We start from the raw sequence: 15,925 nt of genomic DNA, 5'->3' as shown, positions 1-15,925 counted from the left end.
GTGGAGAACCAGGAGCGCAAACCCGAATGATTTCCCCGGACAACCCGTTCGCCGTCCCCAGCGACCTGCCGTACGAGCTGCCGCCGTTCGACCGGATCGCCGACGAGCACTACCGGCCCGCCTTCGAAGCCGGCCTCGCCGAGCACGCCGCCGACGTGGAGCGGATCGCCGACGACCCGGCCGAGCCGACCTTCGAGAACACGATCGCGGCGCTCGAGCGGGCCGGCGCGCTGCTGACCCGGGTGTCCGGCACGTTCTTCAACATCTCGGGCTCGAACGCGACCGACGAGATCCAGGAGATCCAGGCCGAGCTGGCCCCGAAGCTGGCCGCGCACGCCGACGCGATCCACCTGAACCCCCGGCTGTTCGCCCGCATCGACGCGCTGTACCGCAAGCGCGCGGAGCTGGGCCTGAACCCGGAGGAACTGCGGCTGCTGGAGCGCCGGTACACCGACTTCAGCCGCGCGGGCGCCGGGCTGCCCGAGGAGGACCAGGCGAAGCTGCGCGCGCTGAACGAGCAGCTTTCGACGCTGCAGACCCGTTTTTCGCAGAACCTGCTGCGGGACACCAACGATCTCGCGGTCGTGCTCGACGACGCCGCGGAACTGGCCGGGCTGGGCGAAAGCGCGATCGCGGCGGCGGCGCAGACGGCGGCCGAGCGCGGTCTCGAAGGCAAGTACGTGCTGACCCTGACGCTGCCCACCGCGCAGGCGGCCGTGGCGTCGCTGGAAAACCGCGCGGTGCGCGAGCGCGTCTTCACCGCTTCGGTCTCGCGCGGCAACCGCGGAAACGCCTACGACAACAACGCGATCGTCGAGGAGATCACCCGGCTGCGCGCCGAGCGGGCCGCGCTGCTGGGCTACCCGAACCACGCGGCGTACGTGATCGCGGACGAGACGGCCAAGACCGTCGAGGCGGCCGGCGGGCTGCTGGAGCGGCTCGCTCCGGTGGCGGTCGCGAACGCGCGCACCGAGGCCGCGGAACTGCAGAAGCTGCTGGAAGCCGACGTGCCGGGCGCGACGCTGCAGCCGTGGGACTGGGCCTTCTACGCCTCGAAGGTGGAGCGCGAGCGGTTCCAGCTGGACACCGCGGCGCTGCGGCCGTACTTCGAGCTGGACCGGGTGCTGCACGACGGCGTGTTCACGGCCGCGAACCGGTTGTACGGCTTGACTTTCACCGAACGGCACGACCTGCCGAAGTACCACCCGCAGGTGCGGATCTTCGAGGTCTTCGACGCCGACGGCAGCGGGCTCGGCCTGTTCCTGATGGACTACTACACCCGCGATTCCAAGCGCGGCGGCGCGTGGATGAACAACTTCGTGGACCAGTCGCGGCTGCTCGGGCGGCGCACGGTCGTGGTCAACGTGCTGAACGTGACCAAGCCGCGCGAGGGGGAGCCGACCCTGCTCTCGCTCGACGAGGTGCGCACCGCGTTCCACGAGTTCGGGCACGCGCTGCACTCGCTGCTGTCCTCGGTCGAGTTCCCGACGTTCACCGGCACCAACGTGCCGCGCGACTTCGTCGAGTACCCGTCGCAGGTCAACGAGATGTGGATGCTGTGGCCGGAAATCCTGGCCAACTACGCCAAGCACCACGAGACGGGGGAGCCGCTTCCCGCCGGGCAGGTCGAGCTGCTGGAGGCCGCGCAGCAGTACGGGGAGGGCTTCCGCACGACCGAGTACCTCGCCGCGGCGCTGCTCGACCTCGCGTGGCACCGCCTCGGCCCGGACGACCGGGTGGAGGACGTGCAGCGGTTCGAGGCCGAGGCGCTGGAAAAGGCGGGCGTGGCACTGGAAAGCGTCCCGCCGCGCTACCGGACGACGTACTTCAACCACGTCTTCTCCGGCGGCTACAGCGCCGGGTACTACTCCTACATCTGGAGCGAGGTGCTCGACGCGGACACCGTCGAGTGGTTCACCGAGAACGGCGGACTCAAGCGGGAGAACGGCGACCACTTCCGGTCCACCCTGCTGGGCCGCGGCGGCAGCGTCGACCCGATGGAGGCGTTCGCGACCTTCCGCGGCCGCGCGCCGGAGATCGAGCCGCTGCTGAAGCGCCGGGGGCTCGCGGGCGCGTAACGTGAGTGTATAACGACCTATACGGCGGGGCTGGGGCGACCGGCCCCGCCGTATTGCGTCTACCGATCGCGATGTTCGACAGCTGCAGCGCGAGCAGGACCGCGAACGCGACCATCGTGACGACGACGGCCAGCACCGCGCCGAGCACGGTAACGCAGCTCCCGGCGACGATGCGCAGAACAGCGGCCATGGTCGCCTCGGCGCGGTCGCGGCCGAACGGCGAGACGCCTTCGACGGCGTGGTAGAGCGTCGCGCCGAGGGAGAACAGGTCGCTGACCGCGCCGTTTCCGCGGCCTTCCAGCCGTTCCGGCGCGACGCCGAGAGTTTCATCGCGGGCACGCCACACGCGGCCGAAACCACGCGACCCGAGTTCGGTGCTCAGCCGGTAGCGGCCGCCGAGCAGCGCGTCCGGGCGTCCCTCGGCCAGGCCCACAGTCCTTTGTGCTCGCGGTTGTCGGCTTTGCCAGCGCAGAGAACTCCGATGCGTCCCGGAGCCGATCCGTCGATCCGCCTGGAGCGTGCCGCTGACCTGCGCGGAAGCGCTTCTTCGTCGGATCGGCTGAATCCGGGGCCCGACTGTCGGTGGATCCGACGAAGCCGAGGAGGGGGTGCATGACCGCACAATGCGGCGTCGCCGAATCAAGGAGGATCCGACGGTGAGCATTCCGAGTTCCGCCCCGGTCGTGCGGCGGACCGAACGGACCACGTTGGCGCTGCTGGTCGGCGTCTTCATCATCGACTACATCGACCGGGTCATGATCGCGGTCGCGCTGCCGCTGATCGGCGCGGAGTTCGGGCTGTCGAAAACCACGCAGGGACTGGTCGTTTCCGCGTTCGCGATCGCCTATCTGGTCGGGCAGATGCCCGGCGGCCTGCTCGCGGACCGGGTGGGCGCGCGGCCGTTGCTGGTGATTTCGCTGGTGGCCTGGTCGGTGTTCACCGCCGCCACCGGGTTCGCGCCCGGGCTGGTCGTGCTGCTGGTGCTGCGCGCGGCGTTCGGGTTCGCGCAGGCGTTGTTCCCCGGAGCGGCGTTCAAGGCGCTGGCCGAGCGCACCACGCAGGAAGGCCGCAGCCGCGGCGCCGGGCTGCTGCTCGCGTCGAACTCGGTCGGGGCCGGGCTCGGGCCGCTGCTGGTCGCGCCGCTCGTGGTCGCCGCGGGCTGGCGGCACACGTTCTGGATCGTCGCGGTGGCCGGGCTGGTCGTCGGGCTGGCGTTGTGGCGGCTGCTGCCCGCGGCGCTGCCGCGCGAGCTGACCGAACCCGAGGCGCGGGTCGCCCCGGTGAAGGTGCCGGTGTCGCAGGTGCTGCGGAACCGGCTGGTGATCCGCTGCGCGGCGATGTTCGCCTGCTTCAACATGCTGGCCTACGGGATGATCACCTGGGTCCCGTCGTACCTGGTCGAGACCAAGGGGCTGTCGCTGGTCGCGGCGGGGATCTCGGCGGCGATCCCGCAGCTGGTCAGCGCGGCGGCGGTGCTGCTCGGCGGCTGGCTGATGAGCCGGTACTTCGACCAGCGGCCGCGCTGGCTCGTGGTGCCCGCGCTCGTCGCCGCGGCCGGGGTGCTCGTCGCGATGCTGCTGTCGGATTCGGCGACCGGGTTCACCGTGCTGCAGACGCTCGCGATGTTCATCAGCGGGCTCGCGTCGATCGGCATCGTCGGCCTGCCGCTGCGGGTGCTGCCGCGCGATCTGGTCGGCGCGGGGATGGGCCTGGTGAACACCGGCGGCCAGCTCGCCGGCGTGCTCGCGCCGCTGGTGATGGGCTGGCTCGCGGACCGGTTCGGGTTCGCCGCGGCGTTCGGCTTCCTGGCGGTGTCGACGCTCGCCGCGGCGGCGATTTCGCTGACCACGCGGTCGACGAAGCTCTCGCTCGGCGCGCCGGCCGCGGCGAAGCAGCAGGTGGGCTGACCCACTGGGGCTCGGTGGTCCGGCAGCGGACCACCGAGCCCCAGTGGCGCCCGACGATCCGACCCGGCCGTTCGGCCGCATTAGTGGTCTAGACCTTGACGGGTGACTGGTCCAGTCCAATTCTGAGAAGGTTCCGGCCGTGCGCCGCCGCCGCACGGCCCCTTTTTCGGCACTGGAGCCCGCATGCGACGAAGAAGTCACTTGTCACGATTGTCCGCCGTCCTGGCCGCAGCCGCGGCTCCGCTCGGCGTGCTGGTCGCCACCGCGGCGCCCGCGCACGCCGCGACCCCGCTGCCGAACCACGTGTTCGCGCCCTACTTCGAATCCTGGAACGGCCAGAGCCCGGCCGCGATGGCCCAGGAGGCCGGCGTCAAGCACCTGACGATGGCGTTCCTGCAAACCGCCTCCTCGGGTTCGTGCACCGTCCTGTGGAACGGCGACGCCAGCATGCCGGTGTCGGACGCGACGTTCGGCGCGGACTTCCGCACGATCCGCTCGCGCAGCGGCGACGTGATCCCGTCGTTCGGCGGCTACACCGCGGACCACAACGCCACCGAAATCGCCGACAGCTGCACGAACGTCGACCAGATCGCGGCCGCGTACGAATCGCTGATCACCACCTACGACGTGCCGCGCCTGGACATGGACATCGAGGACAACTCGCTGACCAACTCCGCGGGCATCGACCGCCGCAACAAGGCGATCAAGAAGGTCCAGGACTGGGCCGCGGCCAACGGGCGCCAGCTGCAGATCTCGTACACGCTGCCGACCACCACGAGCGGTCTCACCAGCGCGCTGGGCGTGCTGCAGAACGCCGTTTCCAACGGGACCAAGGTCGACGTGGTCAACCTGATGACCTTCGACTACTACGACAACGCCACTCACAACATGGCCCAGGACACCCAGACCGCCGCGGCCGGGCTGGTGTCGCAGCTGGCGTCGCTGTACCCGGACAAGACGCAGCAACAGTTGTGGGGGATGGTCGGCATCACCGAGATGCCGGGCATCGACGACTTCGGCGCGGCCGAAACGTTCACCACCGCGGACGCGGTCACGGTCTACAACTGGGCCGTGTCCAAGGGCATCAACCTGCTGTCGTTCTGGGCGCTCCAGCGCGACAACGGCAGCTGCCCGGGCACCGGCGCGCAGGACACCTGTTCCGGCATCCCGCAGGACAAGTGGTACTTCAGCCACACGTTCGCCCCGTTCACCGGCGGGACCCCGGTGCCGGGCGACGACTTCTCGGTGACGGCCAGCCCGGCCTCGGCCTCGGTCGACCCGGGCGGTTCGGCGACCGGCAAGGTGACCACCGCGGTGACTTCCGGTACGGCGCAACAGGTTTCGCTGTCGGTGAGCGGCGCGCCGGGCGGCGTGACCGCGACGGTCAGCCCGGCCACGGTCAAGGCGGGGGAGAGCGCGAACCTGTCGATCACCACGACCGCGGCCACGCAGCCCGGCGTCTACCCGCTGACGATCACCGGCTCGGTCGCGGGCGGCGGCAGCCACACCGCGACGTACACGCTGACGGTCAACGGAACCAGCCCGACCGGAAGCGTCGTCAACGGCAACTTCGAAACCGGTGCGCTCAGCCCGTGGAGCGGCGGGACGATCGTGTCCTCGCCGGTGCACTCCGGCAGCCACGCACTGCAGGTTTCGCCGACGGCGTCGACCACCGGGGAAGCGGCCCAGAACCTGACGCTCGCGCCGAACCACGCGTACACGCTGACGGCGTGGGTCCAGGGCGGATACGCCTACGCCGGCGTCCGCGGGGGAGCGACGGCCAGCTCGTGGAGCGCGAACTCCAGCTGGACCAAGCTGACGATCCCGTTCACGACCGGCGCGTCCGGCGCGGTGACGGTGTACGTCCACGGCTGGTACGGCCAGAGCCCGATCTACGCCGACGACATTTCGGTGAGCTGACTACTGTATAACGACATATACAGCCGGGCGCTAGGCAAGATTTCTTGCCTAGCGCCCGGCTCGCACCCCCGGTCAAAAAACGCTCAAGAACGGCCGAGGGCCGAGATCAGGCCGCGGTACAGCCAGTACATCGGCTTCGGGGCGTAGTCGTCGGTCAGGATGCCGAAGTTGTCGAACGGGCTGGGGGAGCCGGTGACGTCGTCGCGCAGGGCGAACAGTTCGTAGCTGGCCACGTTTTCCGTGACGCGGTCCTGGTTGATCGCCAGGATTTCCGTGGTGAGCGCGCGGGCTTGGCCGGCTGGCGTGCGGTCGGCGGTGTGGGTCGCCCAGCCGTTCTCCGACACGCGGATCGGCACGTCGCGGCCGAGGCCCGCGATCGGCATCTCCTGGGTGCGGACAGTGTGCAGGGTCTGGTGGACGAACCCGGCGAGGTCGGGCTCCGGCGGGATGCCGGGCAGTCCGGAGTCGGGGTAGAGGTCGACGCCGACGAACCCGACCGAACGGCTGAACTCCGCGCCGCCGAGCTGGGCGAGGTGCTGCCAGAACTGGGTGAACGGCCGGGTGTAGGCGACCTCGTCGAAGCCGATCTGCAGCTTGCCGAATCCTTCGCGGTCCGCTGCCTTCTTGCCCGCGATGACACCCTGCACCAGCGCGTTGTCGCCGTTCGGCTGCGGCACGACGTTCTGTTCGAGGGTCACCGAGATCGTGTCGGCGACCGGACCGTAGCGGCGCACCGTCCTCTCGACGCAGGCCTGCCATTCCGGCATGGTCTGGCCGGAGTAGCCGAGCACGACGTCGAGGCGGCGGCCTGGCGCGAGGTACTGCATCTCGTCGTCCGGGAAGGCGCTGCCGCACCCTAGGTAGTCGCGGAGCAGGAACGTTCTGTGCCCGGATTGCAGCTGTGCCAACGCTTTCCGGATCTCGGCCGGATTGTCGGGTTTGCCGGTGGTGGACCCGCCGCCCGCGTACCCGCCCGGATAGATGCCGAAGGTCAGCGACGTCGGCGCGGCCTCGGCTACGGCCGGGACGAGCATGGTGAGTCCGGCGGTGAGGGCGGCGACGGCGATCCGGATTTTCTTCATGCGATCGAGTATTGGGGTCGGCGGCCGGGAAACCCGATGACGGATGTCATCTTCCGGCCGGGACACTCGTCAGCAATGCGGGAAAGACGTCCTCGGGCGGACGAATCCGCTCCGGGCACGGCACACCGGGGCCGAACACGACGGGTTCGTCGCTGCCGAGGGCGGCGTCGAAGACGGCGGGATCCCATCGGCCCCAAGCGATCGACACCGCGGGCAGCCCGTTGGCGCGGCGGTGGGTGGCGAGGGCGTCGAGGAAGCGGTTGGCCGCAGCGTAGTTCGCTTCGGCCTCGCCGAAGGTTCCGGCGAGGGACGAGAAAAGCACGAACGCGGACAACGGCAGGTGTTCGGTCGCTTGGTGGAGGACCCAGGCGGAGCCGGCCTTCGCGCGCAGGACCGGGTCGAGGGTCTGGGTCGCGGCGAAGGGGTCGTGGAAGACCGCGGCGCAGTGGATGACTGCGGTGAGCGGCGGGGTGCAGGAGGCGAGGAGGCTTTCGACCTGATCCGGGTCGGCGACGTCGATGGCGGCGATGCGGACGTCCGCGTCGAGATCGGTCGGGAGGCGTTCGGCGGCGGGTCCGCTGCGGCTCGCCAGCACAAGGTGCCGGACGCCGTGCTCGGCGACGAGATGTTCGGCCAGCAGGGTGCCGATCCGGCCGGTGCCGCCGGTGACCAGGACGGTGCCGGACGGATCGATCGGCCGGGCGGGGGAGGAGGCGGCGGGCGCGACCCGGAAGCCGTGCGGGACGCCGTCGCGGATGGCGAGCTGGGGTTCGGTGCTGCCGCCGGCCAGGTGGAGGATTTCGGCGGCGGGGGTGGGCCGGTCGACGTCGACCGCGGTGATCTTGGCGGCCGAAGCGGTGAGCTGGCCCCAGACCGCGGCGCTCGCGGGATCGGGATCGGGCCCGGTGGCGTTGGTGGTGACGACGATGAGCCCGTCTTCGCGGTGCTGCAGGGCGCGCCGGGTGTGGGCGGTGAGGGAGTGGAGGTCCGGGCTGGCGGGGATTTCGAGGATTTCCGCGTCGCCGGAACGCGCCGCGACAGGAACCCACCGAGGGCGGTAGAGCAGGGATTCGGCGGGCAGGGCGACCCGCTGGGCGCCGCTGCCGGCGAAGACCTCGTTCCAGGCGACGGGCACCCCCGCGGTGTGCAGCCGGGCGAGTTCGGCGAGAAGGTCTTGGACGGAGGGCGGGGTGAGGTCCAGGACGAGGCTGGTGTCGTCCCGGGGCCGTCTGGTGCCGCGGGCGACGGCTTCCGGGCGGAGGCCCCACGATTCGAGCAGGCAGCACAGGGCGGCTTGGAAAGCGAAAAGCCAGTCCTCGTAGTCGCCCAGCATCGCGTCGAAGGCGTCGGCGAAAAGCGGAAACCGTTGCGAGAACGCAGTTTCTCGACCGGGACAGAGTTTGCTGCCGCGGGAGACGAAGGTCAGCCGGGGACGATCCGGCACGGGGTCGCCGGGGGTTTCGCCGCTCGCGACCGCTTCGAGGGCGCTCCGGTCGCCGGCCGGGACTACAACGCGGAGCGCCAACGGGGGGGCGGGTCGCGAGGGAGTAGGCGAGGTCGAGGTCGGACGCCGGGCTGTCGAGGAGGCCCGCGGCGAGGGCGCGCAGGGCGACGCTGTCGCGCGCGCTGAGCAGCCAGGGCGGAGTGGGGAAGTCCGGGAGGGCAGCGGGTTCTGGCATGGGAGTCTCTTCCGGAAGGACCTGCGCGGGTCGAGGAAGGCCGTCGACAGGCGGGAATGCGCGGTCAGACCGGGAAAGCGCGTCGATGGCTGTCGAAGGCCGGTGAGAATCAGGATTGCGCCGGAATCAGCCGGGGAAACCGCGGTTTCCGCATCGGCGGCAGGCGCGGGGGAGCCGGGTCCGGTCAGCGGCGGCCGGACCGCGTCGGCTCTGTGTCCTGGCATTCCTCGACATATACCGCGCTCAGGCCGGGCCGGGCGGCAGGTTTCCCGTTTGGTCCCCGTTCCGTGCACGCGGTGCCTTCGCCGCTGCTCGGCGGGCAACGATTTCCGCGACCTTCGCGCACGTTTCGTCCGGGTCGAGGAGTTCGGTGTCCAGCACTGTGCACTGTGGACGGAGCGGGAGGTACTCCGCGACGTGGTCGTGGATCCGGTCGAGCACGACCGGTCCGCCCAGTTCGGCCATCGCGTCGGCCGCGGGGTGGTCGCGGGGTGGCCGCCGCGCGCGGTGAACCGGGCCTTCGCCTGCGGACGGGACGCGACGAGCATGATCTCGACGTACTCGCCGCCTGCCGCGCGGGCCGCTTCCTCGAACCGTTCGGCCTGCCCGACTTTGGCCACCAGCTGCGGCATGACGACGTCGCATCCGGCCCGCAGATGGGTTTCCGCCATGGCGAGCGCGAGCCGGCGCGCGGCGGGCAGCGTGTCCCAGAACGCGGTCCGCCAGCCGCCGATCATCGTGATCACCTGGTCGGCGTCGAGATCGAGCACTCCGGGGTGAAGATCGGCGTAGCGCCGCGCGACGGTGGACTTCCCGATGCCGGACGGGCCGTTGAGATGGATCAGTCGGGCCATCCACCCGACTTTAGCGCTCCAGCGGTTGCCAGCGGCCGTCGCGGACGCGCCCGAAGACGACGTCGGCGAAGTGGTTCCCGAAGCCGATCGTGCCTGGCTCGGCGAGTTCGGCGACGAGCTTCCGGCGGTGGCTGGCGGCCTCGGCCGGATCGTGGTCGTACCCGCACGACCAGTCCGGGTTTTCGATCTGGATCGGCGAATGGGCGGCGTCGCCGAACGCGATCAGCCGGTGCTCGCCGGCGGTGATGACGTACTCGGCGTGCCCGGGCGTGTGCCCGGCGGCGAAGCGCACGTGGACGCCGGGAAACACTTCCTGCCCGTCCTCGACCGTGCGGACCCGCGGCGCCATCGCGTCGATCTCGCTGGACGCCTCGCGCTGCGCCCATTCCCGCTCTGCGACCAGGTATTCGGTCTGCGCGAATGCTGGCTCCACCGCCCAGCCGAAGTGGTCGGAGTGCAAATGCGTGAGCGCTACCGCCTCGAGGTCTTCCGGTCGGCGTCCGAGCGCGGCCAGGTTGTCGAGCAGCGCGCCGCCGTACAGCACGCCGTTCGGCGCGCCCGGTTCGGCGGGCACCGACTGCGGCCCGAACCCGGCGTCGATCAGCAGCGCCCGGCCGTCGCGTTCCACCAGGAGCCCGCCGATGCTCGCGACGAGATAGCCGTCGGCGTCCAGGTACTCCGGATGCGCGGCCCAGGTTCCGGCGGTGCTGCCGGGCAGCCACCAGCGCGGATTCCCTTGCACCGCGCCGTCCGGCACGAAGGACACCTTCGTCTCGCCCAAGTGGATGGTCTGGCGCCGCGCGGGCTTGCGCAGCCGGTCGTCGAGCATGGTACGGGTCCCTTCCCTCGGTCTTCCCCGACCATAAGTATCAAGCTAGAAACATTCAAGCTTTAAATATTGAGGCTTGATGGAGTTGCTAGGATGGCGTCATGACGGAATCTCGGGCGGTCGCCGAACGGGAGCTGTGCGGTCTGGTGAACGGGCTGGCGCAGCAGATCGCCGACCACGTCCGCGAGCGCGCGGTGACGCTGGGGCTGACCGCCGCGCAGGCGACGGCGCTGCGAGAGCTGACCGGGCCGATGACCATGCGCGAGCTGGCCGAGCGGATGAGCTGCGAGCCGTCGAACGCCACGTTCGTCGTCGACAAGCTGGAAAAGCAGGGCCTGCTCGAACGCCGGGCGCATCCGACCGACCGGCGCGCGCGGCATCTCGTGCTGACCGCCGAGGGCACGGCGCTGCGCCGGCGGCTGCTCGACCTGCTGACCCGGGATTCGCCGCTGGCCGGGCTCAGCCCGCAGGAGCAGCGGGTGCTGCAGGGGCTTCTGGAGCAGGCGCTCGTGCCGGGCGCAGGCCGTCGAGGATGATCCAGAGATTCCGCCGCCACTGGTCGTCGCTCGGCACGAGGCCGATCGTGTGGTCCGGCGGGATCGCGGTGGCGAGCGCGAACGGGACGTCCCGCCAGTCGACGTCGGCGCGGAGCGTCCCGGCCTTTTGCGCGCGCTCGACCAGCTGACGCATCGCCCGCTGCAGCCGGGTGATCCGGGGCTCCAGGTCAAGCCGTTCGCCGCGGCCGGACAGGGCGTCGTGGAGCCCGCAGCTGGACGCGCGCAGCTGGACGTAGGTCTCAGCGAACTCGGCGAATCCCCGCCACGGGTCGGGGGAGTCGAGCGCGAGTGCGGCGCGGTCGGTCATCTCGTCGATGGTGTCGGCGAGGATCGCGGCGAGGAGAGCGTCCAGGGACGGCACTCGCCGGTACAGCGTGCCGAGGCCGACGCCCGCGCGCTGGGCGAGGTCGCGAGTCGTGAGCGCGAGTCCGAGTTCGTCGAGCGCTTCGCGGGCCGCCGCGACCAGCCGCTCGACGTTGCGCTGCGCGTCGGCTCGCGGGCGGCCTTCGGCGAGCAGTGCGGTGACGGCGGACTCCGGCATTCCCGCAGTCTAAACCAAGCGGGTCAGCTTGTTCCGCTTCTGGTAGCTTGGTGGAACCGGAACATCGTGACCCGCTTAGTGGAGGTGGGGCTTGACCAAGCCGATCGGCGTCGGGATCCTCGGCGCGAACCCGGACCGGGGCTGGGCCGCGCGGGCGCACATTCCGGCGATAGCCGCGTCGCCCGACTTCTCGCTCGCTGCTGTCGCGACCACACGTACCAGCAGCGCGGAAGAGGCGCGAGCCCGTTTCGGGGCCCGGCATGCTTTTACCGACGCTCGCAGTCTCGCCGAGCATCCTGACGTCGACCTGGTTGTCGTCACGGTGAAGGTGCCCGCGCACGTCGAACTGGTGACGGCTGCGCTGGAAGCGGGCAAGCACGTCTACTGCGAGTGGCCCTTGGCGACGACCGCGGAGGAAGCCGCCGCGCTGGCTGCGGCGGGGGAGCGGGCCGGAGTGCGCACGGCGGTCGGTCTGCAGGCGCGGTTCTCGCCAGCTGTCCGCCAGGCCCGCGCGATGCTCTCCGACATCGGCACCGTGCAGTCGGCGACCGTCTACAGCTCGCGCGGCAAGGGAAACATGCGCGACGTCCCCGGTTGGACGGCCTATACCTACGACCGGCGTGCCGGGGCCGGACTGGTCGAAGTCCTCGGCGGGCACGCGCTCGATCTGGTGCAGTACCTGCTCGGGCCGATCCGGGAACTGACCGCCCGGACGGCGATCCGGAACGGCTCGCATCGCGTCGCCGAGACGGGGGAGCGGATCGACGTGACGGCGCCGGACCACTTCCTCGCGCACGCCGAACTCGACAGCGGGGCCGTGGTGTCGGTCCATCTGCACGACGGAGAAGCGGCATTGCCTCGGACGCGCATCGAAATCGCGGGCACCGAGGGGAATCTCGCGCTGACTTCCGCGCCGGAGACCGATCCGTGGGCCGCACAGCTCCAGATCGGCCCGCTGGATCTCCGCTTGGCGCGTCCCGGCAGTCCGGAATGGACGGTGGTCCCGGTGGACGATACCGGCAAGCTGCCCGTCCAGGCCGCGAACGTCGGCCGGGTCTACGACCGGCTGGCCGCGGACCTCCGCGACGGAACCCGGACAGTGCCCGGCTTCGAGGCCGCCCGCCGACTGCACGAACTGCTTTCGACTGTATAACGACCTATACGGCGGGCGATATGAGAAACGGCTGCACCGTAAGACCGCACGCGCCACGTACAGGACACAAAACCAGCTAAAGACGCCAAACGCACGATGGCCGCCCCGAAACCGGGGCGGCCATCGCGGAAAACGAACCTCAGATCAGGCCCAGCTTGCGGACCGCGTCGCGCTCCTCGGCCAGTTCCGCCACGGAGGCGTCGATGCGCGGGCGGGAGAACTCGTCGATCTCCAGGCCCTGCACGATCTCGTACTTGCCGTTCTTCGCGGTGACCGGGAAGGAGGAGATGAGGCCCTCCGGGACGCCGTAGGAGCCGTCGGAGACGACGCCGGCCGAGGTCCAGTCGCCCTCGGGGGTGCCGTTGACCCAGGTGTAGACGTGGTCGATCGCGGCCGACGCGGCCGACGCGGCCGAGGAGAGGCCGCGGGCCTCGATGATCGCGGCGCCGCGCTTGGCGACGGTCGGGATGAAGGTGTCGGCGAGCCACGCCTCGTCGTTGATGGTCTCGGCGACGCTCTTGCCGTTGACCTCGGCGTGCTGCACCGACGGGTACTGCGTGGCCGAGTGGTTGCCCCAGATCGCGACCTTCTTCAGGTCGGTCACGGCGACGCCGAGCTTCTTGGCCAGCTGCGCCAGCGCACGGTTGTGGTCGAGGCGGGTCATCGCGGTGAAGCGCTCGGCGGGCACGTCGGGGGCGTGCTGCTGGGCGATCAGGGCGTTGGTGTTGGCCGGGTTGCCGACCACCAGGACCTTGATGTCGTCGGCCGCGCCGGCGTTGATCGCCTCGCCCTGGGGCTTGAAGATGCCGCCGTTGGCCTCGAGCAGGTCGCCGCGCTCCATGCCCTTGCTGCGCGGGCGGGCACCGACCAGGAGGCCGATGTTCGCGCCGGAGAAGGCCTGCTTCGGGTCGTCGAAGATGTCGATGCCGGCCAGCAGCGGGAACGCGCCGTCGTCCAGCTCCATCGCGGTGCCCTCAGCCGCCTTGACCGCCTGGGGGATCTCCAGGAGCCGCAGCTTCACCGGGGTGTCGGCGCCGAGCAGCTGACCGGACGCGATGCGGAACAGCAGCGCGTAGCCGATCTGGCCGGCCGCACCGGTGACGGTGACGTTGACAGGGGCTTGGGTCATTGCGCTTCTCCAGCTTGAGACGACTTTGGCTAGTACCGAGGATGCTAGCCCTACCGGCGGGCGCCGTCCGGGTGCGTCCAGTCACGGTAGCCAGGATCACGTTCGCCGGGTCCGCCTTAAGTAGTGAGGCGAAGGGCGTAACTCCAGATCACGATCGAGTCGCGGGCCCGCGCGCGTGCGGTGGGCACGGAACCGCCGGGCTTCGGGACGGACGGCGCGGGCGAGCCGGACGGGCGAATCGCGCCGGAAAGCGCGGGGCGGCGGGTAGGCGAATGCGCCGCGCGAACTGTCCTGATTGCCCCGGTTTGGCGGGCCGTTTCCGCCGGATTGACCGGACCACTGCGGGCAGGTGGTTCCGCGTCGTTTATTTTGCACCATTTTTGTTGATTCGTCAATTGTCCATAATAGCTTTTGTCAACGCTTCGTCAATCTGTTGCTGTGCGCAGCTAAGCACGGGCGTTGCTCCATTCAGTGGGACTCGGAGAGTAGTTCGAGCGCTACCCTGTCGAAACCCCCCCGCCCACTCGGAAGTAATGGGAAGGAACCCATGCTTACCACGATGGCCGCTGCCGTGCTGGCCCTTTCTTCGACGATTACCCCGCATTCTTGGCCGCAGAATCCCCCGCCGGACAAAATCATCATCGACGTGGCGACGGTGAACGGGACCGGCTGCCCGCCGGACACGGCCGCCGTTTCGGTTTCCGCGGACAACACCGCGTTCACCGTGACCTACAGCCAATACACCGCGCAGGTCGGCGTCGGCGCGCAGCCGACGGACTTCCGGAAGAACTGCCAGATCGGCCTGCGCGTGCACGTGCCGCAGGGGTTCACGTACGGGATCGCCTCGGCGGACTACCGCGGCTTCGGGCACCTGGAAAAGGGCGCGTACGGCGTGGAGCGCGCGAACTACTATTTCCAGGGGAACTCTCCGACCGCGTTCGTGACGCATCGGCTCGACGGTTTCTACGACAATGACTGGCAGTTCTCGGATTCGACGGACGTCGACGCGATTATCTACGAGCCGTGCGGCCAGGAGCGGAACCTGAACATCAACACGGAATTGCGGACGTATGCCGGGAGTTCGGATCCGGCGAAGACGACGAGCTTCCTGACGATGGACTCCACGGACGGCAGCGTCCAGACGGTTTACCACTTCGCCTGGAAGACCTGCCCGGACGTCCGGTAACCGCGAACTCGGACCCGTGAGCGCTTCCTCGGGCGCTCACGGGTCCGTCCGCGTCACGTTTTCCGCGAGCCGGGTGAGCAATGCGGCCAGGGTCGCGATCTCGTCGTCGGTGAATCCGCGGCGCATCCGTTTGTCGTGCGCGATCGCCGCGTCGGCGAGACGGTGGAAGGTGCGCTCGCCGTGGTCGGTCAGCTCGACCTGGTGCACGCGCCGGTTTTCCGGGTCGCGGGTGCGGGTGAGCAGGCCGGCGGTTTCCATGCCGTTGAGGTGGTGGGTGAGCGTCGCGCCCTGGATGCCGACGGCGTCGGCGAGTTCGCGCTGGCTCGCGTGCTGCCGGGTTTTGAGCGCGATGAGGATCTGCCAGACCGGTTGCGATCCGCCGACCTCGGCCAGCGCGCGGTCGAACGCCTGGCCCGCGGTCTTGGCGGTGCGGGCGAGGAGGACGCCGAGCGGCGGGGTGGCGGGTCGGGGCACGGGGAGGACGGTACCGCAGGATGCTCGAAAGCTAACCGTTTGACGACGAACGATTAGATCTCTAACGTTTATGGTGTCTCATCGAACGGCGCTGGAGGGAATCATGGACGTTGCGGAGATCTCCGAACTCGGCAAACGCTGGGCCGCGGCGGAGGTCGCGGGCGATACCGGCACGCTCGGCGGCCTGGTCGCCGACGGGTTCCGGCTCGTCGGGCCGCTCGGCTTCGTGCTCGACCGGGAGCAGTGGCTGGGCCGCTATGAGTCCGGCGCGCTGGCGACGCAGCGGCTCGACTGGCGCGACGTCGAGGTGCGCGTCCACGGCGACACGGCGATCGCGATCGGCGTGCAGGACCAGGAAGCGACCCATCAGGGCAACCGCGTCGACGGCACGTTCCGGGCGACGCACGTGCTCGTCCGCGGCGAGGACGGTTGGCGGATCGCCGGGATGCACCTCAGTCCGATGGGGGCCCCGCCTGCTTTCGCGCGCTGATCCGGCGGGTCGCGGCGCGGGAGGAACCGGTGCGCGCGAAGACTGG

14 protein-coding genes and 1 pseudogene are annotated in these 15,925 nt (G+C 70.0%); 7 read left to right on the top strand and 8 right to left on the bottom strand.

Annotated elements, in window-relative coordinates:
* The first annotated feature begins 26 nt into the window (after nucleotides 1-26).
* From CU254_RS19625 to CU254_RS19615, 3 genes are all read left to right on the top strand, one after another.
* Nucleotides 27-2,078, top strand: a complete 2,052-nt coding sequence (locus CU254_RS19625) for a M3 family metallopeptidase (RefSeq protein WP_009078680.1) — start codon at nucleotides 27-29, stop codon at nucleotides 2,076-2,078.
* A gap of 656 nt (nucleotides 2,079-2,734) precedes the next feature.
* Nucleotides 2,735-3,985: an MFS transporter gene (locus tag CU254_RS19620; protein ID WP_037717528.1), complete on the top strand. Its 1,251-nt coding sequence runs from the start codon at nucleotides 2,735-2,737 to the stop codon at nucleotides 3,983-3,985.
* Between the two features lie 201 nt (nucleotides 3,986-4,186).
* Nucleotides 4,187-5,905, top strand: a complete 1,719-nt coding sequence (locus CU254_RS19615) for a glycosyl hydrolase family 18 protein (RefSeq protein ID WP_234392853.1) — start codon at nucleotides 4,187-4,189, stop codon at nucleotides 5,903-5,905.
* An 83-nt stretch (nucleotides 5,906-5,988) separates the two neighbouring features.
* Here CU254_RS19615 and CU254_RS19610 read toward each other — a convergent pair whose 3' ends face one another.
* The 5 genes and pseudogenes from CU254_RS19610 to CU254_RS19600 form a co-directional block, all read right to left on the bottom strand.
* A complete protein-coding gene (locus CU254_RS19610; RefSeq protein ID WP_037714218.1) occupies nucleotides 5,989-6,987 on the bottom strand; it encodes a hypothetical protein in 999 nt (332 codons plus the stop codon).
* 46 nt (nucleotides 6,988-7,033) lie between these two features.
* The gene (locus CU254_RS44215; protein WP_234392852.1) at nucleotides 7,034-8,431 is read right to left on the bottom strand and encodes a KR domain-containing protein; all 1,398 of its coding nucleotides are present in this window, start codon (nucleotides 8,429-8,431) and stop codon (nucleotides 7,034-7,036) included.
* Nucleotides 8,432-8,909: 478 nt separating this feature from the next.
* Nucleotides 8,910-9,107 carry a hypothetical protein gene (locus tag CU254_RS44210; RefSeq protein ID WP_234392850.1) on the bottom strand — a complete coding sequence of 66 codons (198 nt, stop codon included), beginning with the start codon at nucleotides 9,105-9,107 and terminating at the stop codon, nucleotides 8,910-8,912.
* A 110-nt stretch (nucleotides 9,108-9,217) separates the two neighbouring features.
* A pseudogene (locus CU254_RS44990) lies at nucleotides 9,218-9,520 on the bottom strand (AAA family ATPase); the annotation flags it as partial.
* Nucleotides 9,521-9,530: 10 nt separating this feature from the next.
* Nucleotides 9,531-10,349, bottom strand: a complete 819-nt coding sequence (locus tag CU254_RS19600; RefSeq protein ID WP_009078670.1) for an MBL fold metallo-hydrolase — start codon at nucleotides 10,347-10,349, stop codon at nucleotides 9,531-9,533.
* A 101-nt stretch (nucleotides 10,350-10,450) separates the two neighbouring features.
* Between CU254_RS19600 and CU254_RS19595 the strand changes: the two genes are divergently transcribed.
* On the top strand, nucleotides 10,451-10,885 hold the full coding sequence (locus CU254_RS19595) for a MarR family winged helix-turn-helix transcriptional regulator (RefSeq protein ID WP_009078669.1): 435 nt from the start codon (nucleotides 10,451-10,453) through the stop codon (nucleotides 10,883-10,885).
* Here CU254_RS19595 and CU254_RS19590 read toward each other — a convergent pair.
* Nucleotides 10,809-11,447, bottom strand: coding sequence for a TetR/AcrR family transcriptional regulator (locus CU254_RS19590; RefSeq protein ID WP_100266830.1), 639 nt, complete (start codon nucleotides 11,445-11,447; stop codon nucleotides 10,809-10,811). The genes CU254_RS19595 and CU254_RS19590 overlap by 77 nt on opposite strands.
* A gap of 91 nt (nucleotides 11,448-11,538) precedes the next feature.
* Here CU254_RS19590 and CU254_RS19585 point away from each other — a divergent pair, with 91 nt between their 5' ends.
* The gene (locus CU254_RS19585; RefSeq protein WP_009078664.1) at nucleotides 11,539-12,600 is read left to right on the top strand and encodes a Gfo/Idh/MocA family protein; all 1,062 of its coding nucleotides are present in this window, start codon (nucleotides 11,539-11,541) and stop codon (nucleotides 12,598-12,600) included.
* Between the two features lie 139 nt (nucleotides 12,601-12,739).
* Here CU254_RS19585 and CU254_RS19580 read toward each other — a convergent pair whose 3' ends face one another.
* Complete coding sequence (locus tag CU254_RS19580; protein WP_009078662.1) at nucleotides 12,740-13,729, bottom strand: malate dehydrogenase; 990 nt, start codon at nucleotides 13,727-13,729, stop codon at nucleotides 12,740-12,742.
* A gap of 547 nt (nucleotides 13,730-14,276) precedes the next feature.
* On the opposite strand from CU254_RS19580, the gene CU254_RS19575 reads away from it, so the two are divergent.
* Nucleotides 14,277-14,915 (top strand): DUF4360 domain-containing protein, encoded by a 639-nt coding sequence (locus CU254_RS19575; protein ID WP_009078660.1) that lies wholly within the window; start codon nucleotides 14,277-14,279, stop codon nucleotides 14,913-14,915.
* Between the two features lie 36 nt (nucleotides 14,916-14,951).
* Here CU254_RS19575 and CU254_RS19570 read toward each other — a convergent pair whose 3' ends face one another.
* The gene (locus CU254_RS19570) at nucleotides 14,952-15,389 is read right to left on the bottom strand and encodes a MarR family winged helix-turn-helix transcriptional regulator (RefSeq protein WP_009078658.1); all 438 of its coding nucleotides are present in this window, start codon (nucleotides 15,387-15,389) and stop codon (nucleotides 14,952-14,954) included.
* 103 nt (nucleotides 15,390-15,492) lie between these two features.
* On the opposite strand from CU254_RS19570, the gene CU254_RS19565 reads away from it, so the two are divergent.
* The gene (locus tag CU254_RS19565) at nucleotides 15,493-15,879 is read left to right on the top strand and encodes a nuclear transport factor 2 family protein (protein WP_050788223.1); all 387 of its coding nucleotides are present in this window, start codon (nucleotides 15,493-15,495) and stop codon (nucleotides 15,877-15,879) included.
* Nucleotides 15,880-15,925 lie beyond the last annotated feature (46 nt).

The sequence above is a fragment of the Amycolatopsis sp. AA4 genome (genome assembly GCF_002796545.1).
Classification (GTDB): domain Bacteria; phylum Actinomycetota; class Actinomycetes; order Mycobacteriales; family Pseudonocardiaceae; genus Amycolatopsis.
This window is presented reverse-complemented; position numbering and strand designations above follow the sequence as displayed.